Annotated in this window: 17 protein-coding genes; 12 read left to right on the forward strand and 5 right to left on the reverse strand. The window is 58.6% G+C overall.

Annotated elements, in window-relative coordinates; genetic code table 11:
• The first annotated feature begins 148 nt into the window (after nt 1–148).
• Both AAGD24_RS00275 and AAGD24_RS00280 read left to right on the forward strand, forming a co-directional pair.
• Nucleotides 149–967, forward strand: coding sequence for a RimK family alpha-L-glutamate ligase (locus AAGD24_RS00275; RefSeq protein WP_126810904.1), 819 nt, complete (start codon nt 149–151; stop codon nt 965–967).
• Nucleotides 968–1,119: 152 nt separating this feature from the next.
• Nucleotides 1,120–2,295, forward strand: a complete 1,176-nt coding sequence (locus AAGD24_RS00280; protein ID WP_126810903.1) for a type III PLP-dependent enzyme — start codon at nt 1,120–1,122, stop codon at nt 2,293–2,295.
• A gap of 139 nt (nt 2,296–2,434) precedes the next feature.
• Here the strand turns inward: AAGD24_RS00280 and AAGD24_RS00285 are convergent, their stop codons facing one another.
• Genes AAGD24_RS00285 through AAGD24_RS00300 form a run of 4 tightly spaced genes read right to left on the reverse strand, consistent with a single transcriptional unit; the run spans nt 2,435 to nt 6,928 of the window.
• A complete protein-coding gene (locus tag AAGD24_RS00285) occupies nt 2,435–3,637 on the reverse strand; it encodes a CynX/NimT family MFS transporter (RefSeq protein ID WP_085678174.1) in 1,203 nt (400 codons plus the stop codon).
• An 11-nt stretch (nt 3,638–3,648) separates the two neighbouring features.
• Nucleotides 3,649–4,044, reverse strand: a complete 396-nt coding sequence (locus AAGD24_RS00290) for an ectoine synthase (protein ID WP_007155480.1) — start codon at nt 4,042–4,044, stop codon at nt 3,649–3,651.
• A gap of 50 nt (nt 4,045–4,094) precedes the next feature.
• Nucleotides 4,095–5,525 (reverse strand): GTPase/DUF3482 domain-containing protein, encoded by a 1,431-nt coding sequence (locus AAGD24_RS00295; RefSeq protein ID WP_087148956.1) that lies wholly within the window; start codon nt 5,523–5,525, stop codon nt 4,095–4,097.
• A complete protein-coding gene (locus AAGD24_RS00300; protein ID WP_036207737.1) occupies nt 5,522–6,928 on the reverse strand; it encodes a DUF2868 domain-containing protein in 1,407 nt (468 codons plus the stop codon). Before AAGD24_RS00300 ends, AAGD24_RS00295 begins: the two co-directional genes overlap by 4 nt.
• 99 nt (nt 6,929–7,027) lie before the next feature.
• Here AAGD24_RS00300 and AAGD24_RS00305 point away from each other — a divergent pair, with 99 nt between their 5' ends.
• The gene (locus AAGD24_RS00305) at nt 7,028–7,387 is read left to right on the forward strand and encodes a DUF6164 family protein (protein WP_036207734.1); all 360 of its coding nucleotides are present in this window, start codon (nt 7,028–7,030) and stop codon (nt 7,385–7,387) included.
• Here the strand turns inward: AAGD24_RS00305 and AAGD24_RS00310 are convergent, their stop codons facing one another.
• Complete coding sequence (locus AAGD24_RS00310) at nt 7,388–8,275, reverse strand: alpha/beta hydrolase (RefSeq protein WP_269399965.1); 888 nt, start codon at nt 8,273–8,275, stop codon at nt 7,388–7,390.
• Between the two features lie 344 nt (nt 8,276–8,619).
• Between AAGD24_RS00310 and AAGD24_RS00315 the strand changes: the two genes are divergently transcribed.
• From AAGD24_RS00315 to AAGD24_RS00355, 9 genes are all read left to right on the forward strand, one after another.
• Nucleotides 8,620–10,731: a 3-hydroxybutyrate oligomer hydrolase family protein gene (locus AAGD24_RS00315; protein ID WP_269399964.1), complete on the forward strand. Its 2,112-nt coding sequence runs from the start codon at nt 8,620–8,622 to the stop codon at nt 10,729–10,731.
• 114 nt (nt 10,732–10,845) lie between these two features.
• Nucleotides 10,846–12,291 carry a sigma-54-dependent Fis family transcriptional regulator gene (locus tag AAGD24_RS00320; protein WP_007155474.1) on the forward strand — a complete coding sequence of 482 codons (1,446 nt, stop codon included), beginning with the start codon at nt 10,846–10,848 and terminating at the stop codon, nt 12,289–12,291.
• Nucleotides 12,292–12,617: 326 nt separating this feature from the next.
• Nucleotides 12,618–13,670, forward strand: coding sequence for a TRAP transporter substrate-binding protein (locus AAGD24_RS00325; protein WP_036207728.1), 1,053 nt, complete (start codon nt 12,618–12,620; stop codon nt 13,668–13,670).
• 117 nt (nt 13,671–13,787) lie between these two features.
• Entirely contained in the window at nt 13,788–14,426 is a 639-nt protein-coding gene (locus AAGD24_RS00330; protein WP_075196368.1) for a TRAP transporter small permease subunit, read from the forward strand.
• Nucleotides 14,426–15,790 (forward strand): TRAP transporter large permease subunit, encoded by a 1,365-nt coding sequence (locus tag AAGD24_RS00335; RefSeq protein WP_075196367.1) that lies wholly within the window; start codon nt 14,426–14,428, stop codon nt 15,788–15,790. Before AAGD24_RS00330 ends, AAGD24_RS00335 begins: the two co-directional genes overlap by 1 nt.
• 12 nt (nt 15,791–15,802) lie before the next feature.
• Complete coding sequence (locus AAGD24_RS00340; protein WP_286810534.1) at nt 15,803–16,582, forward strand: 3-hydroxybutyrate dehydrogenase; 780 nt, start codon at nt 15,803–15,805, stop codon at nt 16,580–16,582.
• Nucleotides 16,583–16,598: 16 nt separating this feature from the next.
• Nucleotides 16,599–18,590, forward strand: coding sequence for an acetoacetate--CoA ligase (locus AAGD24_RS00345; protein ID WP_379866179.1), 1,992 nt, complete (start codon nt 16,599–16,601; stop codon nt 18,588–18,590).
• A 486-nt stretch (nt 18,591–19,076) separates the two neighbouring features.
• Entirely contained in the window at nt 19,077–21,320 is a 2,244-nt protein-coding gene (locus tag AAGD24_RS00350; RefSeq protein ID WP_085678157.1) for an NADP-dependent isocitrate dehydrogenase, read from the forward strand.
• Between the two features lie 185 nt (nt 21,321–21,505).
• The gene (locus AAGD24_RS00355) at nt 21,506–23,080 is read left to right on the forward strand and encodes a diguanylate cyclase (protein WP_379866181.1); all 1,575 of its coding nucleotides are present in this window, start codon (nt 21,506–21,508) and stop codon (nt 23,078–23,080) included.
• Nucleotides 23,081–23,194 lie beyond the last annotated feature (114 nt).

A 23,194-nucleotide genomic window follows, 5' to 3' on the forward strand; every position in this document is an offset into this window, starting at 1 on the left:
CGAGTTCATTTTCACTTGAAAAATAAAACACCCCCATGCCCCTCCCCCAAAACACCCAGTCCTACCAAGAAAACAACAAACAAATAAACATTGCCCCCAACCCAAACCTGTATAAAATGCGACCAACCCAACCACGCACCCAACCCAAATGAAACTGGTCTCCTTCGACATATTCCGCACCCTCGGCTTCCCGAATACCAAAACCCTCAAGCCCGAACAGTTCCTGGCCCATAAAGAACTGCTTAAAGACGCAGACTGGGTGCTGTTCCCGGAATACTGGCAGCTGAATGCCCTCGTACACGGGCTGAAATGCCGCGTTTTCCCCAGTGTCGCCAGCTATCGCATCGGCCACGACAAGGTGGAAATGACCCGGGCTTTTCAGGCGGTCGCACCTGAACACACTCCGTGGACTCTGATTGAAGCCAATGGCCCGGAGGAACAGCAGGCGGTGTGGGATGCCATGGTCGTGCCCTTCGTGGCCAAGCTGCCCAAAGCCAGCATGGGCGAAGGTGTGTGGTTAATCGAAAACAAAGCCGACTGGCAGCGTTATTGCGAGCGGACCCATGTTCTTTATGCCCAGGAATACCTGCCGATTGATCGGGATGTGCGGGTAGTGATTGTCGGGGACAACGTGGTATCCGCCTACTGGCGAACCCAGGCGGACCAGGGGTTCTACAATAACGTGTCGCAGGGTGGGCGCATCGACCGGGGGCCAGTGCCTTCCGTGGTAACCGATCTGGCACTGCGCCTTGCGCGGGAGCTGGAGGTGGATCACGCGGGGTTTGATATTGCCCTGGTGGAGGGGTATCCCTACGTGCTTGAGTTCAATCGGCTATTCGGCAATCAGGGACTCGGTCAGGGTAGTGATCTGAAAACTGCGATTCTGGATTACCTGCAGCGCCAGGCCGAGCCCGAAGACCCGAACGGCCCCACCGGGCCGGCGCCGTTGTGGCCAGTCGCAGTGTGAGCTGAAGGCAAACGGGCCAGACGGTGGTTATGGGTAGATATGCTCATATCACGCCCCCGGAAAAGAACCGATGATCGCGCGATTGACGGGTACCGGATCGGTACCTATGTTGTTTGAACGACCCGTTTGCCCTTTGGAGGGAAACCCTATCCATGACCGAATCCACCAACGCCATCATCACTGACTACTACGACGCCGAGACCTTTGCCCGTATCAAGGCATTTGCCGATACCAAGGACACGCCCTGCGTCGTGATTGATACCGCGACCATCAACCGCCAGTACGATGAACTGGTGGAAGGCTTTCCCTATGCCAACGTCTACTATGCGGTGAAGGCCAACCCTGCCCCGCAGGTTCTGACGATGTTGCGGGACAAGGGCGCCAGCTTTGATATCGCGTCGGTGTACGAACTCGACAAGGTCATGGGCCTGGGTGTGACGGGCGACCGCATCAGTTACGGCAACACCATCAAGAAGGCCAAGGATATCCGCACCTTCTACGAGCGAGGTGTTCGCCTGTACGCGACGGATTCGGAAGCGGACCTGCGCAACATCGCCAAGGCGGCTCCGGGCTCGAAAGTGTATGTTCGCATCCTGACCGAAGGCACCCTGACCGCTGACTGGCCGCTGTCCCGCAAGTTCGGCTGCCAGACCGACATGGCCATGGACTTGCTGATCCTGGCCCGCGATCTGGGCCTGGTGCCTTACGGCGTCTCTTTTCACGTGGGTTCCCAGCAACGGGAAATCGGCGCGTGGGACGCCGCCCTGGGCAAGGTGAAGGTGATTTTCGAGCGTCTGAAGGAAGAAGACGGCATCGAACTGAAGATGATCAACATGGGCGGCGGCTTCCCGGCCAACTACATCACCCGTACGAATGACCTGAAAACCTACGCGGAAGAGATCAAGCGTTTCCTGGATGAGGATTTTGGCGATGATTTGCCCGAGATTATTATCGAACCGGGCCGCTCGCTGATTTCCAACGCAGGTGTTCTGGTAAGTGAAGTGGTGCTGATTTCACGTAAATCGCGTACTGCCCTACACCGTTGGGTATTCACCGATGTTGGTAAATTCGGTGGCTTGATCGAAACGCTTGATGAATCCATCAAGTTCCCGATCTATACAGAGAAATCCGGCGAAGGCGAGGACTGTGTAATTGCAGGCCCAACCTGCGACAGCGCCGATATCATGTACGAACACCACAAGTACCCGTTGCCGCTGAATTTGGCCATCGGCGACCGCATGTACTGGCTGTCCACCGGTGCCTACACCACGACGTACAGTGCCATAGAGTTTAACGGTTTCCCCCCGTTAAAGGACTATTACATCTAAGCCAGCGGTAAGGACGTGGGGTGGGGGTATATTTTCCGCCAGAAATGGGTGTCTGAGCGAAGCGAGTTCCATTTCCAAGGAAAATATACCCCCACCCCGCGGCCCGGCAAAGCATAGATCAATGGCACCAGACAGAGGGTCAACTTTCGGGTTGGCCCTTTTGTCGTTTCAGGTCCAGGGTAAAGGTCAGGGGAAGAACCAGAGCGCAATAGGCGATGATAAAGATAATGGCGTATCGGGCGTCGTTGCCCCAATCGGCCAGTAACCCGCCGATCATGGGAACAGAAAACGCCACTGTGTAACCAACCAGAAAGTTTCCTGCTGAGAGTCGCCCCGTTTCTCTTGATTCCACCAGTACAGGGGGTAAAGCCACCAGCAGGATCAGCAGAATGCCGGCCGTGAAGCTCATAAACGTTGCGCTGGCTATTGACCACCAGCCAGTGAAGACGACCGTTCCCACTGTGCCCAGGATGCTGCAGGTTGCCATCACCATGATGGGGCCTTTGAGGCCTACCCAATATCTCGCCATTTTCAGCATGACCAGGGAGGCGATCACCTGGGCGAAGTTATACCAGAACAAGGCGTCCGCCAGCATGTCGAAGTTGCCTTGTTGCTCCAGGATATTGCCCATGTAGGCGTTAAGGCCGAAGAACAGGGAGCCTGACAGGCCCAGCAGCAGGCCAATTCGCAGAGTCAGTGGGTTTTTCCAATCAGGCAGCCATGCCGGTTTCTTTACAGGTCGGGCCATTTCTCTTCGGGGCAGGAACAGAGCGGCAGCGACCAGCAACGCGGGCAGTGACCAGGCCAGCAGGGTGGCGCGCCAGCTGTCGTCCATCAGTGGCATCAGTACCGGGAGGGTGATGCCGGCGCCGATGAACTCGCCCATCAGCATGCCGTTCATGTAGATAGCGGAGCCGATGGCCAGATGTTTGGGTTCGAGCCAGCGTGGCAGGAGTGCCGGCAGGGAGGGCTGCATCATGGCCACACCCAGGCCCATGACGGCACTCGCCAGCATAAGCGTGATGGTATCGGGTGACAGCCCGCGACCGGCGGAACCGATGACCATGATCACCATGGCCAGCGCCAGGGTATTGCGTGGGCCCATCCGTGCGATGGCCAGGGAACCGGGCATGGAACCGACAGCCAGCATCAAAATTGGAAGAGTGGTGAGCGCACCGGTCAGAGCCTGGGACAGGCTGAGTTCGTCGCTGATGAACGGCGCCAGGGGAGGTGCAACCAATACCGGTATGCGCAGATAAACACCGGCCAGCCAAAGCAACACCGCCACCGGGAGCAGCTTGGCTGCCGGTGGCGGTGTTGTTGTGCCTGAAACGTCAGCCACTGGGGCCGGGCTTAGTTGTCGCCGGTGTCCGGGAGATAGGCGCCGTCTTCGTCGTGGACTTCACGGCCGGTGACGGGCGGGTTGAAGGCACAGATCAGTCGCATGTCTTCGGTGCCACCACGCAGCGTATGCGGGTCGTTCTTGTCCAGCGCGTAAAGCGTGCCATCGGAAATCTCGTGGGTTTCGCCAGTGGCCTTGTCGTAGATGCTGCCGTTACCGGCGACACAATATACAGCTTCAAGGTGATGCTTGTACCAGAGGTTCAGCTCGGCGCCCGCAGGGATGATGGTCTCGTGGAATGAAAAGCCCATGCCGTCTTTTTTCAGCAGCATGCGGCGGCTGGTCCAGCCCGGCCCTGATACTTCGCGCTCGGAGCCGATGATGTCCTGAACTCGTACAATTTTCATACTTATCCCTCGCTGTGTGATGGAGCAGCCTTACAGTATAAACATCCCCGTCAGGTTCGGTTCAACCGCCAATCGTCGTAGGCGTCCAGCGACTGCTCGATGGCGGCTATAAAGGCTATCCTCATTTTGTCATCCAGGGCGCGCTTTTTCCGGCAACGTTCAAAGGCCTGATGGATGGTCCGGCGTTGCCTGCGGTCGAGTTGCTCAAGCCAATGGTCATCGGCAGGTTCAAGATCCAGCAGTTCCCGGCCGGCATGATTTCGGTGGCTGATATGCCACCAGTGATTAACGGCCCTTCCTAATACAACATAGCCGAATTGGCTGTCTTGTACAGGCCCGAAGGTGGCGGTCCTGAGCCCATTTTTCAGTACACCGGTATTGAGCACCGGCAGTGCCAGGCGGTCGCCGTAAAAATAGCTGCCTGCGGCACCGATCAGCCCGCCTACCAGGGCTCCGGCGCCCAGTGAATGGCCAAGGGTCAACGCATCCACCCCGGCCCCGCTCACGGCACCGGCCCCGAAGCCTGCGGTGGCCAGGTAGCGGCGGTTTACTCCCCAGGCTTTGTGGCTGTCTTCGCTGAACAGGTCGTGTTCACTGTGCCATTCCAGTTCCGCTTCCTGTCGTTGTACACGGTGATGCTCGTAGAGCTTCTCAATGGCAATTCGAAGGTGCTGTTCCCGTTTTCTCTGGTTGTCATACCAGCTTTTGCGCAACTGTGCGGCCAGGTCGTGATCGGAGATTTCGCTGGTCTGGAGTGTGGTCAGTGTCCGTTTTTCGCGGAAGGACATCATGTCTTCCAGGCTACGGGCGATGAGTGTGGCCGCTTGGGTGCGGCGTTGCCGTCTCTGCGCCGAGAGAAACGCCGTCGCGCTGTCCAGGGGTTGCTCCCAGTCCGGCTCAAGTTGCCCAAAGGCTCGCAACAGGCTGAGGTGTTGCTCGAAGGGCGCGCGAACCGCATCAAAGGTCCGGACAACCTGGAAAAACTGGCCGAGCGCCCTGGCCCAGGTGTCGCTGTAGTCGTCTTCACCAATACTGTTGATCAAGGCGAGGCTCGGCCGGCCGGTCCAGCGCAGGATGGTCATCTCCGCTTCATGCTGGGTGCTGTAGGGAACCGAACCGTCAACCACGTAGATGATGCCCGCGCCTTCAATGAGCGGTTGCAAGAGCTCGCATTCATCGACAAAGCCGTTGTCCTGGCGGTGTTGAACCACAAAGGCCTCGACGGTTTCGGCCCGGTCAGAGGCAGACACGCTGTGGGCTTCAAGCCATTCCAGTACACGCCGGGGGCGTTGGAACCCCGGCGTGTCCACCAGTGTGTACAGTGTCTTGCCATCGACAGCCAACGGATAGGCCTGATGTTTACGGGTGGTTCCAGGCTCCAGCGCGATGGCAATGGCGTCGTTCTGGGACAGCGTGGCCACAATGCTGGATTTGCCCTTGTTGGGGTGGCCGACCACGGCAAACACGGGGGCTTTCATTATTCGTCCTGGTCCTGCAGTGCGCGGTGCATAAGGATATCCGGCGGTGTTGTAATCGGCGTGCTGACCACCATCCTCTCATCCTCCGTACGCTCCGCAAACCGCAGCCACTGGCTGAGTTGATGGTCCGGTGGCGACTGGTCTGGTTGAGCTGCCATCGGTACCAGCGCAATGGTGGTCTGCCTTGGCCATGTTTCGCGGGCCTGTTGTAGAAAATCCGCAAGCTCGCCGGTGGGTGGTTCCCAACTGCGGGTGACGATAATGGCCGCGGGAGTGAGAGCACTGGTCAGTCGTTGGTTTGCCAGTTCGATGATGTGATGGTCGTGCTCGAGCGAGGCGCTACCGCCGGCGGCGAGGGGCTCCTGGTCTCCTGCGATGATGGTTTGCGGCAGCGCTGGCCTGCCGGCTTCCGCCCAGCGAATAATAGCCTGGGCCCTGGGGATAGGCTGCAATTTCGCAGACGTTGTCGTATCCGGTTGGTCGGCGGCGTCATTGTGGCGATTGCCCGTGTCCACGGTGGGTGTCTCCATGCGGTACTGGAGGGCGACCCAGCCATGATGGGCTCGGAGCGCCTTACGCGCGCGCATTTGGGGATGAACGATCGCCACCACCAGCAGAGCGAGCCGGGGCAGGACGACATAGATCATCCAGACCATTGCCACGAACGGCCACCAACTCCCCCAGAGGGCCGGATCGGTCGTTGTGGAAGACTGGCTGCGGAAGAACCGGGTGGCATCCACCAGTTCGCGGTCCGGCATCGCCGCAGGCCACAGATGCTGCCAGGGTGTGGCGATGGCGGATAGCATGCGGTAGTAGCTGTCGGTGCCGGTATTCAGGGTGGTGCTCCAGCCAAAGGCGAGATCCTGGATCACCACCAGTACCAGCAGGGTTATCAGTCCGGCGACACCAAACGCCAGTCCGCCGGTATGGGCGGCACGGGCCATTAACAGTGGTTGCAGTGTTCGCAGGGCGCCCGAGGGGCGTGCGACCGCAAACTTCCTCAGCAGCCAGCGCCAGGGCTGCCAGCCGGCAAAGGCCTGGACAGTGGTAACCACAGCGAGGATGCACTGGAGCAGCACGAAGGCCAGGATCACCGTCAGATTGATTCGCTGGCCACCGTCGTAGAACAGTAGCCCCAGCATGGCCAGCGTTCCGGCAACGAGCCCCGCCAGGGCAAAACCTGTGGTCACCCTTCGCCAGAATTTCAATGGGTCATCGGTCGGTCTACGGCGGGACAGGCGCCTGACATGTTCAAGCCACCGATCCGGACCCGGGCTGACGCCCTGGTTGTGGCAGTCCAGGGCAAAACGGCGATCCCGCCGGTGCAGGAACACCGGGTTCTGGTCGCGGTCGCGCTGAACCTGATTGTCGAACTCCAGTAATCGTCGAATGGCGCTGTCTGGCATCGAGTATCCTGATCGACAGGGCGGTGAGAGCCGCCGCGGAATGCTAGGATAAGGGTTTAGGATGATAAGGGTATCCCATAAACCGGTGTCGGACCTACCATGACCAACCACCTCATGAACCTTCGTCACGTCCCCGACGACGAGGCGGACGAAATACGCGAGCTGTTCGAGACGCACAACGTGTCCTACTACGAGACGCCTCCCAGTCGCTGGGGTATCAGCATGGGTGGATTCTGGGTCCACGACAATGAGGAGGCCCAACGAGCCCGGGAATTGCTGCAGACCTACCAGAAGGAGCGCCTGCAGCGTCAGCGTGACGCTTACGAGGAGGATCTGGCGGCGGGCCGGGTCGGCGGATTCTGGCATCGGCTTCGCCGCAAGCCGGTGACGACCCTGGCGGCTTGCCTGGCCATCGTTGTCATCCTGGCATTAACAATTGCTCCGTTTGTGACTCTTTAGTCACTCCGGCTGCTTTTCCGCGTGCCGGATCAGGAAGTCTGTGGCTTTCTCAACCGCATTGCCGGCAGTCAGGAAACTGGTGATGTGGCCTCGCAGGTGCATCAGGTAAAGCTCACTCTCAACGTGATGCTCCGCAAGGCGTGCCCGAAAATCCCGCGCCTGATCCGCAGGCACCAGCATATCCTGGGCGCCATGGAACAGGAAAAACGGAGGCGTGCCGGCGGTAATGTGGGTGATCGGCGAGGCGGCCTCATAAACACCCGGAATGTCCTGCTGATCACCGCCCAGGAACTGACGGATCAGCTTTCCGGACCCGAAGGTTCGCAGGTTGGCTGGCAAGCCACCGGCAACAACAGCCTCCGGCCGCGCGTCCGCGCCTCCGTGTGGTTGGTTCAACGGGTGTTGGCTTTCGGCAATCACGGCCAACAAGCTGACCAGGTGAGCGCCAGAAGAAAAGCCAAATGCACTGATCGCATTCCGGTCCAGGTTGTAGGCTCCCGCCCTGGCATGAAGCCAGTTCATGGCTATCTGAAGATCGTGGAGTTGCGCCGGGAAGGTGTGTTCAGGTGCAAACCGATAATCAATGTTCATCACGGCGAAGCCCCGGCCGGCCAGGTGCTCTGCGATCCATGTCATGTCCTTCCGCGAACGCCGTTCCCAACCACCGCCATGCACCAGGAGTACTGCAGGTGCGGGGTCGGGGCTGTCTGGCAGATAAAGATCCGCCTGGAGCTCCTGAGGCCAGCTGTCCGGGGAATAGGTGATGCCAGTTGTGGTGCGAAAGCCGGTATCGGGGACCGACACCGTTTCTGCTGGCGCGTTCAGGTGTGAGGCGCAGGCAGATAGCAAGGTGCTGGCGGCCAATGCCAGCAGGCGGTTGACGTGCATGGACTCTCCGTTCATCCGGGCGGAAACGAAGACTTATACGTCTTGAATATGACCACGGATGCATTGTGCGGTGCTCAGCGCTGTCCTGAAAACGGGACACTGTCCTGGCTTCAGGACAATGTCGCGAGACGGCCCGTAGAGGGCATTTCCGCCCACCTCCCCCTCTGACCACTGTCCGGAAATCCGGAAATAGTGCTTGAGAATTAGAGCGATTCCAAGAAAAAGCAATGAAAATCAACGTTCTGCTGTATTGGCACAGGATACGCATGGCCCCTGTCATGGTACCCGGCTTCGTTCGTGTACGCCGGGTTCTCATGTCTAACAAAAACAACAGGGAACAACCTATGAAAACGCTATTTCAGTACACGCTGATTGGTGCGGTGGCTCTGACGGGTACCGCCTGCAACGACAGCAGCAAGAAACCGTTCAACCAGCTCCCGGGATTCATCCAGGGAGAGGTCCATTCCACCCAGTATGATGGCGTCACCAATGATCTCCTGACCGGCGGCCTGGGCGCCAGCGGTCTGGCCAGTGCAACGGCACCGGCCTTTGATGATCCACTCAACCCCACGCCTGAAGAACTCCGGACGCTGGCCATCTACAACAACTATCGGGCTCTTGTGGACACCGTGCCGGGTGGTGGTTACGGCGAATTCTTCGGTCCCCAGGTCGATAGCAGTGGTGAGGGGCTGATTGCGGGTAATGAATACCTGGCCTACATGGCGGTTAATGGCAGTGATGTGCCGGTGACTGTGATGGTCCAGGTACCGTCCAGTTTCGACCCCGAGCAGGCCTGTATGGTAACGGCGCCCTCGTCCGGTTCCCGCGGCATTTACGGCGCGATCGGCACCGCCGGCGAATGGGGCCTGAAGAAAGGCTGCGCCGTGGTCTACACCGACAAGGGCACGGGAACCGGTTCCCACAACCTGGCCACCAACTCTGCCCAGCGTATCGACGGTACTCTTACCCAGGCGGATGAGCCGGTGCAGTTCCGGGCCGATCTGGATGCCCAGGCGCGGGCTGATTTTGATGCCGCCTGGCCGGACCGTTTCGCCTACAAGCACGCTCACTCCAAGGCCAACCCCGAGGCTGACTGGGGGCGGCATGTACTGCAGTCGATTGAATTCGGCTTCTATGTGCTGAACGAGGAATTCGGGCAGGAAACCGGAAATGGTCGCAAAGTGATCAAGGTGAAGCCGAAGGATACCCTGGTGATTGCGTCCAGCGTTTCCAACGGCGGTGGGGCTTCGGTCCGTGCCGCTGAGCTTGACGATAAGGGGCTGATCGACGGGGTGGCGGTGTCGGAGCCCAACGTCAATCCGCAGGTGGATACCAGCTTTACCATCCGCCAGGGCAGTGGCCCCGAACTGGCCGAACACAGCCGCAGCCTGCTGGATTACACCACGGCGCTGGCGGTGTATCAGGGTTGCGCGAACATTGCACCGGAAGTGCGTGATGTGGCACCACTGAACGCCACATTCAACAACTTCACGATTGCGGAGAACATCTGTAACTCACTGGCCAACAAGGGCCTGGTGACAGGCGCTACCACCGACGACCGCGCCTCCGATGCGCTGCGCATCCTGGAAGAGGAAGTGGGTATCCAGCCGGAGCAGAACCTGCTGGCACCGGTTCATTTCGGGCTGGCGGTTGCCCAGAGCATCTCCACCACCTATGCCAACGCCTACGGTCAGGCCGGTGTTGAGGACAGGTTGTGTGATATCAGCCTGGCGGCTACGGGGGCTGGCGGAGCGGTCACGCCGATCACTGCGGCGCAGGAAGCAGCGCTGTTCTCCGCGAGTAACGGTATTCCCCCCAGTGCCGGGGTGAATCTGGTGTACGACGGTGCCGAAGGTCAGCCCACCAATCTGGGTGCCAGTGCATCGCCCAGCACCAGTCAGCAGGATTACGGTCTGGATGCTCTGCTGTGTCTGAGAAGCCTTGCCCTGGGCACCGATGCCGTGACCGGAAGCCCGCTGTCGGGTGATGCCGCGGAATGGTCAGAGCGTATTGCTGATGGCGTTGAGCAAATTCGCGCGTCTGGCAACCTGCGGGGCAAGCCAGCGGTCTTTGTGACCGGTCGTGCCGACGCCATCCTGCCCATCAACCACACCTCGCGGCCCTATTTCGGGCTGAACCAGCGGGTTGAGGGCAGCAACAGCAAGCTGAGGTATTACGAGATTCTCAATGCCCATCACCTGGATGTCCTCAACGGCTTCCCGGGTATTGCGGATCGGTATGTGCCGCTGCATCACTACTTCTTCCAGGCCCTGGATCTGGTGTGGGCGAACCTTGCCGACAAGCAGGCCTTGCCGCCCAGTCAGGTGGTCAGAACAGTACCGCGTGGCGATATGGCCACCCCTCTGTCTGAGGCTAACCTGACCCCGATCGATCCTGCCCCGGATGCCGGCGACCGCATCGTGTTCGCTGACGATCAGGTACAGATTCCAGACTGACACACCTGTCGGTCGGCCCGGGCAGGTTCCGGGCCGGCATTGTTTGCCCCTGTTCCGGGGGCGCCATATACTTCCGTTTCTGCACCCGGTTCGCCGGGTGCTCTGGATATTGCCATGAATAACATCCAACCCGGTGGTACAGGGTACATGACAGAGCTGTTTACCGAGAATAACAAGAGTGGCCTGACCAGGGATCTGATCGAGGCACTGTTTCCCATGTTTGAGGAAGCCAGTGCCGGCGCGATTGCGGTTGATCACCAAAGCCGTATTACCTGGATCAACAACAGTTATGCCCATCTGCTCGGGTTGGAAGACCCCAGGGCCGTCATCGGTAAACCTGTCCGCCAGGTGATTCCCCAGAGTCGCATGCCGGAAGTGGTGGAAACCGGTAAACCCCTGCTGCTGGACATCATGGAGCACAGCAAGCAACAACTGGTGGTGACCCGGCTGCCGTTTTATGACGACGAAGGGCGCATCATGGGGGCGGTGGCATTTGTGCTGTATGACGACCTGCAACCGCTGACGCCGTTGGTGGCCAAGTACCGTCGCCTGCATCAGGACCTGGCGGCTGCTCGTAAGGCGCTGGCCAAGAAGGCGCGTGGCACTCGCTACAACCTCGCCGACTTTGTGGGTGCCAGCCCCGCAGCACTGGAAGTCAAGCGCCGGGCCCGGTTGGCGGCCGGCCGTGACATGCCGGTGCTGCTGCTGGGTGAAACCGGCACTGGCAAGGAGGTGCTGGCGCAGGCCATTCATTCCGTTTCTACCCGTGCCGACAAGCCTTTTGTGGGCGTGAACGTGGCTGCGATTCCAGACAACCTGCTGGAAGCTGAATTTTTCGGCGTGGCACCCGGAGCCTACACCGGGGCTGATCGCCGCACCCGGGAAGGCAAGTTCCAGCTCGCCAACGGCGGCACCCTGTTTCTGGATGAAGTCGGGGATATGCCACTGCCGTTGCAGGCAAAACTGCTGCGGGCGTTGCAGGAAGGTGAGATTGAGCCTCTGGGCTCCAACAAGGTGGCCTCGGTGGATGTGCGGGTCATTGCCGCGACCAGTCGCAACCTGGAGGCGATGATTGCCGAAGGTGAGTTCCGGTCGGACCTGTATTACCGGCTGAACGTGCTGGAAATCCCTATTCCTCCGTTGCGGGACCGCCTGGCCGATCTGGGCGTGTTGTGTGAGGCCCTGCTGGGTGAAATCTGCGACGGTCTGGAGATGCGGGGTGAAATCACCGACGCTGGTGTGGCTGCTTTGGGCGGTTACGACTGGCCCGGTAATATCCGTGAGCTGCGCAATGTGCTGGAGCGGGCCCTGACCATGGGTGAAGACGGTGGTCTGCTGGACGCCGACGCCATTTTCAAGGTGTTGCCCCGCAGTGGCAACCGGCCAGCCTCATCGCTGGTGCCACAGCCGGTGCGTCCACTGGCTAAAACCCTGGCCGATGCCGAAGCCCAGGCAATTGAAGAAGCACTGGTCGCCAGTCGTGGTAATCGTACCCGGGCAGCCAAACTGCTGGGTATTTCGCGTTCGGTGCTTTACGAAAAACTCGCCAAGATGTCCTGAAATCAGGACGCCTGTCCTGTTATCCGTACAAACCCCTACGACGGATGTCTATATGCGTCCGGTTTTCCGGACTATCTATTATGTGCGATGTCTTTCTTTGTTTTTATCTGTTTGATAAATAACAAAATATTGTGATTGGCACAGTGCCTGCTATATCCCGGATGCAGGACGTCAGAACAACGCAGAAAACAAGACTGGCGCTATCGTTGGACCCAAAACACATCTTGTCTGTCTCGTTTCCTGCGATGTCTGACTACACTCAGATAAGGCCCGTCGGGAACGTTCCTGTTTGGCCGAATACAACAACAATGCTAGGAGACTTGCCAATGAAACTCTTCAAGGCACTTACCGGTATCGCCGGTGCGATCGCCCTGACTACCGGATCGGCGTTCGCAGATGACCTGCGCTGGAAAATGCCGGTCGCCTTCGCCACCAACCTGCCCGGCCTGGGGTCACCTGCTGCCTGGGTCGCCGACAACCTCAATACCGCTTCCGATGGCAGCATCCAGGTTCGGGTCTACGAGCCCGGCAAGCTGGTACCTGCGTTCGATATTCTGCAGTCGGTTTCCGATGGCAAGGTATCCGCCGGCTACACCTGGATTGGTTACGACCAGGGCAAGGTGCCAGCGATTCCCTTGTTTGCCGCTGTTCCGTTCGGCATGAAGCCACCCGCCTATATCGGCTGGTATTACTTCGGCGGTGGGCATGAAATGCTGCAGGAAACCTATGCCAATAAAGGCTTCGATGTACACGCACAACTGTGCGGCATCATTGGGCCTGAAACAGCGGGTTGGTACTCCAAGCCCATCGAAACACTGGAAGACTACAAAGGCCTGAAGATCCGCTTCGCCGGCCTGGGTGGCAAGGTTCTGGAGAAGCTTGGCGCGTCCGTCACCATGATGCCCGGCGGCGAGCTTTACCAGGCACTGGAGAAAGGCACCATTGATGCCACCGAATTCTCCATGCCCGCCATCGACCAGATTCTCGGCTTCAATCAGGTGGTCAAGTACAACCTGTTCCCGGGCTGGCACCAGCAGTTCACGGCTCAGTATATGCTGATCAACAAGGATGAGTGGGCTCGTGCGACTGACGCCCAGAAGGCGCTGGTTGAGGCTTCTTGCACCGCAGCGACCACGCGTGGTCTCGCAGAAGGCGAGTACAAGAACGGCAAGGTTCTGGCCGAGTTCCAGGACAAGGGCGTTCAGGCCGATCAGATCCCCCGCGACGTTCTGCTCAAGCTGAAGGAAGTAACTCAGGAAGTGCTCGAAGAAGAAGCCTCCAAGGATGCTGACTTCAAGCGCGTCTATGAAAGCCAGCAGGAGTTCATGGAATCCTACAAGGTGTGGGACACCCGCGCCTATGTTCCGGCGGACCTGTAAGGTTCGGGGCTGACCCCGAGATGCCGACCAGAGTGTCGGTATTCTCTGATTAAGTCTGGATGGCCCTTCGGGGCCATCCTTGTTTCACGGCAGGCTTTCTGAACGAGGAACTGTTGTATGACAGTGTCTGATAAAGGCTCACCGCCCGATGTGCATGCATCGGCGTCGGACGCCGGTCAATTTATTCATCATCACACGGAATTCCCGACGACCTGGCTCAGCCAGTTTATGGACGGTGTAATTTCCGCAATAGGCAAGAGTGCTTCCTGGCTCTGGATCGTGGTCACCGGCGTGATCATCTATGCAGTGGTAGGTCGCTATGCCTTTGGCATGGGTTCGGTCACTCTGGAAGAAGTCCAATGGCATCTGGCCGGTGCAGGCTGGTTATTGGGGTTGGGCTATACCCTGGTGACGGATGACCATGTCAGAGTCGATGTGATCCATGAGCGCCTGTCTCTCAGGGGCCAGGCCTGGATCGAACTGCTCGGACTTGTATTCCTGCTGTTACCGTTTCTCGGGCTGGCAGTTTACGAAATGATCCCCTATGCCTTCAGTTCCTGGGCCCAGGGCGAGACCAGCCAAGCGCCTGCCGGGCTTCCTTATCGCTGGATTCTCAAGAGTATCCTGGCACTGTCTTTTGTTCTTCTGATTCTGGCAGCGCTATCCCGTCTGCTGAAAGTCACTGCTCTGCTTTTCGGTTTTCCGAAGCCAATTCGGATCGAGTCCGGGGATAACAATAAAGAGGATGCGTCCTGATGGAGCTTGAAACCCTTTTCGTAATCGGCATGTTCCTGACGTTTGGAGCATTGTTGATGACCGGTTTTCCGGTTGCATGGGTGTTGGGTGGCACCGCAGTTATCTGGACCGTTGTCGGTGTAATCGCCGTCGAGAATTTTGGAGCAAATCTGTGGTTTGACTATTCCTCCTCCATGGGGCTCGTGCCCGAGCGGATATGGAAGGTTGTAAACAGCGAGACTCTTGTTGCTCTGCCCATGTTTATTTTCATGGGCATCATGCTTGACCAGTCCGGGGTGGCTGAGCGTTTGATGAACAGTATGGTCAAACTGTTTGGCGCTGTTCGCGGCGGCTATGCGGTAACCGTGATTGTTATCGGCGTACTGCTGGCCGCGACCACGGGTATCATCGGTGCGTCCGTTGTGCTGCTGGGCATGCTATCCCTGCCCGTGATGATGGAGAACAAGTACGACAAGGGATTTGCTGTGGGGACGGCCTGTGCGACTGGAACCCTGGGCATCCTGATTCCTCCGTCCATCATGCTGGTATTGATGGCGGATCGGCTGGCGGTTCCTGACGCGTCAGTTGGCGATCTGTTTATGGGTGCGTTCTTTCCTGGCCTTATGCTGGGGGCCATGTACGTGGCCTACGCCATTATCCGCCCAATGCTGCAACCGCACATTGCGCCGGTGCCCGAGGGTACTGAGAAAGTGACCTGGGGCATCGTCTGGGAAGTGGCAAAGGCCGTTGTGCCGACAGCCGCGTTAATTCTGGGCGTGCTGGGTTCTATCTTTGCCGGAATCGCAACACCAACGGAAGCCTCCGGTGTTGGCGCATTGGGCGCTTTGCTGTTGGCGCTGATGTCGGGTCGCCTGAGCATGAAAGTGCTCAACTCTTCCATGCAGCAGACAACCCGCACGGCGGCGTTCATTTTTGCCATTTTCCTGGGTGCCACGGCGTTCTCTGTCGTCCTCCGGGGGCTGGGTGGTGACCAGGTTATCGAGGACGCTCTGCTGGGACTGCCTTTCGGCCCCTATGGCGTGATTCTTACCATCCTGTTTGGTGTCTTTCTGCTCGGCTTCTTCCTGGATTGGGTTGAGATCACCCTGATCATCCTGCCGTTGGTGGCACCGGTGGTTCAGCAACTGGGCTTTGATCTGGTGTGGTTCACCATCCTCTTCGCCATGTGCCTGCAGACGTCGTTCCTGACGCCACCTGTCGGCTTTGCACTGTTCTACATCAAGGGTGTGGCGCCGCCGGAAATCAAGGTGACCGACATCTACAAGGGCGTCATACCCTTCATCATTATTCAGCTGGTGGCTCTGGCGATTGTCTTCCTGGTGCCCGAAATCGCGACCTGGCTGCCTAGCGTGGCTTACGACTAAGGAGAGAGAAACATGCGTCTAGAAAACCGGATAGCCCTGATCACAGGGGCGGGGCGCGGAATTGGCCGGGCCATAGCCGAACATTATGGCCGTGAGGGCGCCCGGGTGGCCGTGGCCGACCTCACCCTGGAAAGCGCCCAGGACGCCGTTGATGCCATTGAAAAGGCAGGGGGCACCGCCATGGCCCTGGCCATGGACGTTACGGATGAGAAGGCGGTTGACCAAGGCGTGGCCGCCATCGTGGAAAAATGGGGTGGCCTCGACGTGGCCCTGGCCAACGCCGGTATCCAGCATATCGACCCATTGCATAAACTGGCCTTTGCCGACTGGCGTAAAGTGATGAATGTTCATCTGGACGGGGCGTTTCTGGTAACGCGAGCAGCCCTCAAACAGATGTACGCCAGTGGGGGCGGGACCATGTTGTATATGGGGTCTGTCCACTCCCTGGAAGCGTCTCCCCTCAAGGCGCCCTACGTGGCGGCGAAGCACGGCATGCTGGGCCTGTGCCGGGCGGTGGCGAAAGAGGGTGCCGAGCATGGTGTGAGTAGTAACATCATCTGCCCCGGTTTTGTCAGAACGCCCTTGGTGGACAAGCAGATCCCGGAGCAGGCCAAGGAGCTGGGCATTTCCGAAGAAGAGGTCATCAGTAAGGTTATGCTGAAGAATACCGTCGATGGCAAATTCACCACCCTGGAAGACGTCGCCGAGCTGGCAGTGCACCTGGCGGCCTTCCCCTCGGCGGCACTGACTGGCCAATCCATTGTGGTCAGTCACGGCTGGCATATGCAGTAAGCAACAGGAGAGACGGATGAGCAACACAGAACAATCACCAGTGGTCTGGTCTCCTTCGCAGGACACACTGAAACACTGCCAGATGGGCCAGTTCCAGGGTTGGCTGGAGCAACAGGGTTTCGGCCCGTTTGCCGATTACCACGCCCTCCACCGGTGGTCCATTGAGAACCTAGAGACCTTCTGGCAAAAGGTATGGGACTACTGTGGCCTGGTATGCGACACGCCAGCCGATGCCGTTCTGGGCAAACGTGATATGCCCGGCGCGGAGTGGTTCCCCGGTATGAAACTCAACTTTGCGGCCAACCTGCTGCGGTTGGCGGAAGGCGACCACGCCGAGCGCGAAGCGGTTGTGGCCTACTGCGAAACCCGCCCGGTACTGCGCCGCACCTACGCTGAATTGAAAGCGGACACCGGTGCCCTGGAAGCCTTCCTGCGCAACAAAGGGATTCGACAGGGTGACCGCGTGGCCGGTGTGGTCACCAATGGTTATGAGGCCCTTGTGGGTATGTTGGCGGCCACCAGCCTGGGCGCCGTCTGGAGTTCCGCGTCACCGGATTTCGGCGTGGGCGCCATCCTTGATCGCTTCGGCCAGATTGAGCCGGCAGCGCTGATCGTGGTCAACGGCTACGGCTATGGCGGCAAGGTCTTCAACCGCCAGGATGACTTCGCCGGCCTGATTGACGGCCTGCCCAGCCTGCGCTGCGTTGTCAGCATCGAACAGCTGCGAGGCGAACCCGCCGTCGCTGGCGACAAGGTTACCCACTGGGACGAGGCCCTTGCCGAGGGACAGGGCCAGGCGCCCTCCTTCACACCGTTGCCACCGGAGCACCCGGTGTACATCCTCTATTCCTCCGGCACCACCGGCAAACCCAAGTGCATCGTGCATGGCAACGCTGGCCTGCTGGTCAACCACGCCAAAGAACTGATGCTCCATGGCGATGTCGGCCCCGACGACCGCTTCCTGTACTTCACCACCTGCGGCTGGATGATGTGGAACTGGCAGGCGTCTGCCCTGCTGACTGGCGCGGCCGTCATCACGGTCGACGGCTCACCTGGCTACCCGGACCTGAACTATCTATGGCAGGTGGTGGCCGACGAGAAAGTCACCCATTACGGCACCAGCGCACGGTTCATCGCCGGCTGTCGCAAGGCTGAACTGGCCCCGGCGAAAAACCTGGACCTGACGGCCTTGAGAGTCGTCTTCTCCACTGGCTCGCCCCTGTTGCCGGAAGACTATGACTGGATCTACAGCGACGGCGCCCCCAACGTATTGCTGGGCTCCATCGCCGGCGGCACCGACATCTGCGGCTGCTTTGTGGGTTCCACTCCGCTGTTGTCGGTCCGCCGTGGCGAAATCCAGTGCCGCCTCCTCGGTGTTGACGCCGTGGCCTACGGCGACGACGGCCAGCCCGTCAGTGGCGGCCGAGGCGAACTCGTCTGCCGGCAGCCGCTGCCTTCCATGCCCGTCGCCTTCTGGGACGACCCCGGCAACGAGCGCTATAAAGACGCCTACTTCAACACCTTCCCGGATGTCTGGGCCCACGGCGACTTCATCGAATTCACCGAACACGGCGGCGCCGTCATCTACGGCCGTTCAGATGCCACCCTTAACCCGGGCGGTGTGAGAATCGGTACCGCTGAGATCTACCGCCAGGTGGAAACCGTGGCGGAAGTCAAAGACAGCCTGGTTGTTGGTCGTCAGATCGAAGGTGACGTGGAAGTGGTCTTGCTGGTGGTCCCGGCAGAGGGCCAGGCCCTCACCGACGACCTTCAGAAAAACCTCAAAACCCGCATCCGCCAGGGCGCAAGCCCGCGCCACGTACCGAAACACATCATCCAGGTGCCGGATATTCCCTACACGCGCAGCGGTAAGAAAGTGGAGCTGGCGGTGGCACGCCTGATCAACGGTTCCAACAAAGCCGACAACCGGGATGCTCTTGGCAATCCGGAGGCGTTGGACCGGATTCGGGAATGCCTCGACGAGGCGGGGTTGTTGCCGAAGGGGTGAGTTAGCTCGTAGGTCGTATAGAGCGTAGCGAAATGCGACGGGGGCTGATGTTTGAGCCTTGTTGTTGGATTACGGCTTCGCCTAATCCGACCTACGGTGGCTGCTGTAACCGGCGGGCATGCATGAAATTTGCCGAGCGCTGGGGGTAGGGGCAACCAAAACTGTGCGGAGCCATGGATGGCGGAGCCCAAGCGCCACAGGGATGTGCTTGAGCGTGTTTTGGTTGCCCCTACCCCCAGCGCGATACTCCCAAACCTAAATGTCCGAAAGTTTCGTAAATTCCTGCCTTTTCATCACCCTGTAACGGCTTTTAGCGAACTTTTAGTCGGTTCTTATACTAAGATCGTAACCAGAATTGGCAAAAAAATGCTATCTTAGTAGGTCTATCAAAAGTTCCCGAATCAGTCATCGCTCAAGCCAGACGTTCACAAGACGGCTGACCCTGCGGTGACCGTCCTGAACTCACCCATCAGCCTGAGGACGAAAATGACATCATCCAAAGCCAAGATCATTTACACACTGACCGATGAGGCCCCCGCCCTCGCGACACGGTCACTTCTTCCCATCCTCGAAACTTACGCCAAGCCCGCAGGCATCGAGTTCGGCACCAGCGACATCTCGCTTGCTGCCCGTATTCTCGCGCTCTTCCCTGATTACCTGGAAGAAAAGCAACAAGTTCCGGACGACCTCAAAGAGCTGGGTGACTACACCAAGGACCCGGAAGCCAACATCATCAAGCTTCCCAACATCAGTGCCTCAATTCCCCAGCTGCGGGCTGCCATCAAGGAGCTCAATGACCAGGGTTACAACGTTCCCGAGTACAAGGAACACCCTGAGTCTGACGAAGAGAAAGAAATCCATGCCCGCTACTCCAAAGTACTGGGCAGCGCTGTAAACCCGGTGCTGCGTGAAGGTAACTCCGACCGTCGTGCCCCCACAGCAGTCAAGGCCTTTGCCCGCAAACACCCCCACACCATGGGCGAGTGGAGCCCGGCGTCACGCACCCACGTGGCCCACATGCGCGGCGGTGATTTCTACTCCAACGAACAGTCTCTGACACTGGACAAGGCCACCAACGCCCGTATCGTTTTTGAGAACGCCAAGGGTAAGCAGACCGTTCTCAAGAGTGAACTGGCACTGCAGGAAGGCGAAGTGCTGGACGGCATGTTCATGAGCTGCAAAGCACTTCGCAAGTTCTTCGATGATTGCATCGAAGACTGCGAGAAGACCGGCGTGATGTTCTCCCTGCACGTCAAAGCCACGATGATGAAGATCTCCCACCCGATCGTCTTCGGTCACGCGGTAAAGATCTTCTACAAGGAACTGTTCGACAAGTACGGTGAACTGTTCGACGAGCTGGGCGTGAACCCCAACAACGGTCTTTCCAGTGTGACGGACAAAATCAAGCAACTGCCGGAGTCCAAGCAGGAGCAGATTCTGGAAGACCTGCACGCCTGCTATGAGCATCGTCCGGAAATTGCCATGGTAGATTCCGTCAAGGGCATCACCAACCTGCACGTACCCAGCGACGTCATTGTTGATGCCTCCATGCCGGCGATGATCCGTAACTCCGGCAAGATGTGGGCCCGGGACAACAAGCTCAAGGACACCAAAGCGGTGATGCCTGAGAGCACCTACGCCACCATCTACCAGGAAGTGATCAACTTCTGTAAGACCCACGGCGCGTTTGATCCCACCACCATGGGCACGGTGCCGAACGTTGGCCTGATGGCGCAGAAGGCTGAAGAGTACGGCTCCCACGACAAGACCTTTGAAATCAAGGAAGACGGCATCGTTCGTGTCATCGCTGAAGACGGCGCCGTGCTGACCGAGCACAAGGTCGAGAAGGGCGACATCTGGCGTGCCTGCCAGACCAAGGATCTGCCAATCCGCGATTGGGTCAAGTTGGCGGTTAACCGCGCCCGCGCTACCGGCATGCCAGCCCTGTTCTGGCTTGACGATGAGCGCCCGCACGACGCCGAGCTGATCAAGAAAGTGGAAATGTATCTCAAGGAACACGATACCGACGGCCTGGACATCCTCATCAAGTCGCCCGTACGTGCCATTCGCTGGACCATGGAGCGACTGATTCGTGGTCTGGATACTATCTCCGTCACTGGTAACGTCCTGCGCGACTACCTTACCGACCTGTTCCCGATCCTGGAGCTGGGCACCAGTGCCAAGATGCTGTCCATCGTGCCCCTGCTTAACGGCGGCGGCCTTTACGAGACTGGTGCTGGCGGTTCCGCGCCGAAGCACGTTCAGCAACTGCTGCAGGAAAATCACCTGCGCTGGGACTCGCTGGGCGAGTTCCTGGCCACGGCTGTTTCCCTGGAAGAACTGGGTGAAAAGCAGAACAACGAGCGGGCGCGCCTGCTGGGCCTGACCCTGGACAAAGCCACTGAACGCCTGCTGGAGAACAACCAGTCGCCGTCGCGCAACACCGGTGAGCTGGACAACCGCGGCAGCCACTTCCACCTCGCCCGTTACTGGGCGGAGGAACTGGCCAACCAGGATGACGACAAGGATCTGAAGGACTTCTTCGCCAAGCTGTCGAAGCAACTGGAAGACAACAAGGACAAGATCCTGGAAGAAATGAGTGTGATCCAGGGCCATCCGGCCGATATCGGTGGTTACTATCACCCACCGGCCGAGAAAGTCTGCAAGATCATGCAGCCCAGCGAGACCTTCAACCGCATTCTTGAAGAGGCTCGCGCACAGGTGAAGTAAGCTTATAAAGCCTGGCAAAACCCGGACGGTGGAAACACCCTCCGGGTTTTTTTATGCCTGATCAATTGCACTATTCCCTCGACGGCAGCGCCGTCTGTGACTATTTTCAGGGTGTAATGCCTTCAAAGTGGGCCCGAGGTGTTCACACCGACAGGGAAGCAGCCGGAACCCGGGGAAAGACTTAAATGGAGAAGATTCAAGGGCGCCATACGCCACTGCGGCGATCACTATGGATTGTCGGTATCTATCTGCTGGTAGGATGGTTGTGGATTACGTTTTCAGATTATCTGGTACAGCAGTGGTTTCCCGACCCAGAGACGCTGAGCCGGGTCCAGACCTACAAAGGAGCGTTCTTCGTCCTTGTGACTGCGCTCGTGCTTTTCCTGTCGTTGATCCGTCAATTCGTGAGTGATCGAACATTGCTGTCTCTGAACGTCCGTCAGCAGGAAGAGATTCGCGAATTGAACCAGTTCCGCGAAAGCGTGATTGAGCGTGCTAATGTATGGATCAATGTGTTGGATCCGGAGGGTCGGGTCGTACTCTGGAACAAGGCTGCTGAAGATATCAGCGGTTATCCTAGAGAAGAGGTCATGGATTCGGATGCAATATGGCAATGGTTGTACCCGGAAGAGGAGAACCGGGTGCGAATTCGCGAAAGGGCCAATGAGATCCTACGTGACGAAGGCGAGGTGGTGGGTTATGAAACCTGGATTACCACTCGCAACGGCCGCGAGCGTCAGCTCTCGTGGAACTCACGCAGCCTTCGGAACGATGCCGGGGAGATCACCGGCTCCATTGCTATCGGCCAGGACATAACCGATATCCGCGAAGCGGAGAACACCCTTCGATGGCGTGAACGCCAGCTATCCACAATCATGGACAACCTGCCCGGAATGGCCTACCGCTGCCGGTACGATGAGTTCTGGACCATGCTGTCCGTATCCAACGGTTGTCTTGAGTTGACCGGTTATGAGCCACACGAGCTGGTGAACAACAGCCTGGTCAGCTATGCAAAACTCATCGACGAAGCCAGCAATGAAACCATCCTGCGAACGGTAGAATCCGCCATCGGTAACGCCGAGCCATTTTCCATTGAATACCCGATAACCCGTAAGGATGGCCGGAAAATATGGGTATGGGAGCGTGGACGGGGCGTCGAAGGTGAGGGCGAACTGGTACTCGAGGGGATTATTCTCGATATCTCGGATCGTAAGGAGCTGGAGGAAGAACTGTCGGAACTGGCAACCCGTGACTCGCTGACCGGGGTGCTGAACCGGCGGGAGATGACCCGCATATTGGAAGAGGAAATCGCCCGCGCCAAACGTTACGACCGTGAGTTGGCCCTGTTGTGGATCGACTTTGACCACTTCAAAGCTATCAATGATGACCATGGGCACGCTGCCGGCGATTCCGTGCTGAAGGCGGCTAGCGCATCGCTGGCAGGGAGTGTGCGGAGTGTCGATAGCGTCGGTCGGTTTGGCGGCGAAGAGTTTGTTATTCTGCTGCCGGAAATGGACCGTCGCGAGGCGCTGGAAACTGCAGAACGACTGCGCGGACTGGTGAGTGATACCCCACAGCCTCTGGGGAATGGCAACACAGTCGTAATGACCGTCAGTATCGGCGTTTCCGTATTTCCCGACCATGGTGAAAGCGCCGATACCCTGTGCGCGGCGGCCGACAGGGCCATGTATCAGGCCAAGGCCGATGGCCGCAATCAGGTGGTACTGGCACCCTTGACCGAGGAAGCCCATAATCCTTGAAGACGATGTGCTGGATGAGTTGACGCAGCCAGGCCCGCTATCCGGCCAATGTGCCGGGTGATATCCAGCGTCAGGATGTGCGAAAAGACAGTCTCCGGAATCAAAGGTCAAGCG

Origin of the sequence: Marinobacter sp. M5B, from assembly GCF_042604615.1 — a bacterium.
GTDB lineage: Bacteria > Pseudomonadota > Gammaproteobacteria > Pseudomonadales > Oleiphilaceae > Marinobacter > Marinobacter salarius.

Coding starts and splice junctions, on each gene's coding strand:
- AAGD24_RS00275 (WP_126810904.1), top strand. CDS start 149: ATGAAACTGGTCTCCTTCGACATATTCCGCACCCTCGGCTTCCCGAAT.
- AAGD24_RS00280 (WP_126810903.1), top strand. CDS start 1,120: ATGACCGAATCCACCAACGCCATCATCACTGACTACTACGACGCCGAG.
- AAGD24_RS00290 (WP_007155480.1), bottom strand. CDS start 4,044: ATGAAAATTGTACGAGTTCAGGACATCATCGGCTCCGAGCGCGAAGTA.
- AAGD24_RS00300 (WP_036207737.1), bottom strand. CDS start 6,928: ATGCCAGACAGCGCCATTCGACGATTACTGGAGTTCGACAATCAGGTT.
- AAGD24_RS00305 (WP_036207734.1), top strand. CDS start 7,028: ATGACCAACCACCTCATGAACCTTCGTCACGTCCCCGACGACGAGGCG.
- AAGD24_RS00310 (WP_269399965.1), bottom strand. CDS start 8,275: ATGCACGTCAACCGCCTGCTGGCATTGGCCGCCAGCACCTTGCTATCT.
- AAGD24_RS00315 (WP_269399964.1), top strand. CDS start 8,620: ATGAAAACGCTATTTCAGTACACGCTGATTGGTGCGGTGGCTCTGACG.
- AAGD24_RS00320 (WP_007155474.1), top strand. CDS start 10,846: ATGAATAACATCCAACCCGGTGGTACAGGGTACATGACAGAGCTGTTT.
- AAGD24_RS00325 (WP_036207728.1), top strand. CDS start 12,618: ATGAAACTCTTCAAGGCACTTACCGGTATCGCCGGTGCGATCGCCCTG.
- AAGD24_RS00330 (WP_075196368.1), top strand. CDS start 13,788: ATGACAGTGTCTGATAAAGGCTCACCGCCCGATGTGCATGCATCGGCG.
- AAGD24_RS00335 (WP_075196367.1), top strand. CDS start 14,426: ATGGAGCTTGAAACCCTTTTCGTAATCGGCATGTTCCTGACGTTTGGA.
- AAGD24_RS00340 (WP_286810534.1), top strand. CDS start 15,803: ATGCGTCTAGAAAACCGGATAGCCCTGATCACAGGGGCGGGGCGCGGA.
- AAGD24_RS00345 (WP_379866179.1), top strand. CDS start 16,599: ATGAGCAACACAGAACAATCACCAGTGGTCTGGTCTCCTTCGCAGGAC.
- AAGD24_RS00350 (WP_085678157.1), top strand. CDS start 19,077: ATGACATCATCCAAAGCCAAGATCATTTACACACTGACCGATGAGGCC.
- AAGD24_RS00355 (WP_379866181.1), top strand. CDS start 21,506: ATGGAGAAGATTCAAGGGCGCCATACGCCACTGCGGCGATCACTATGG.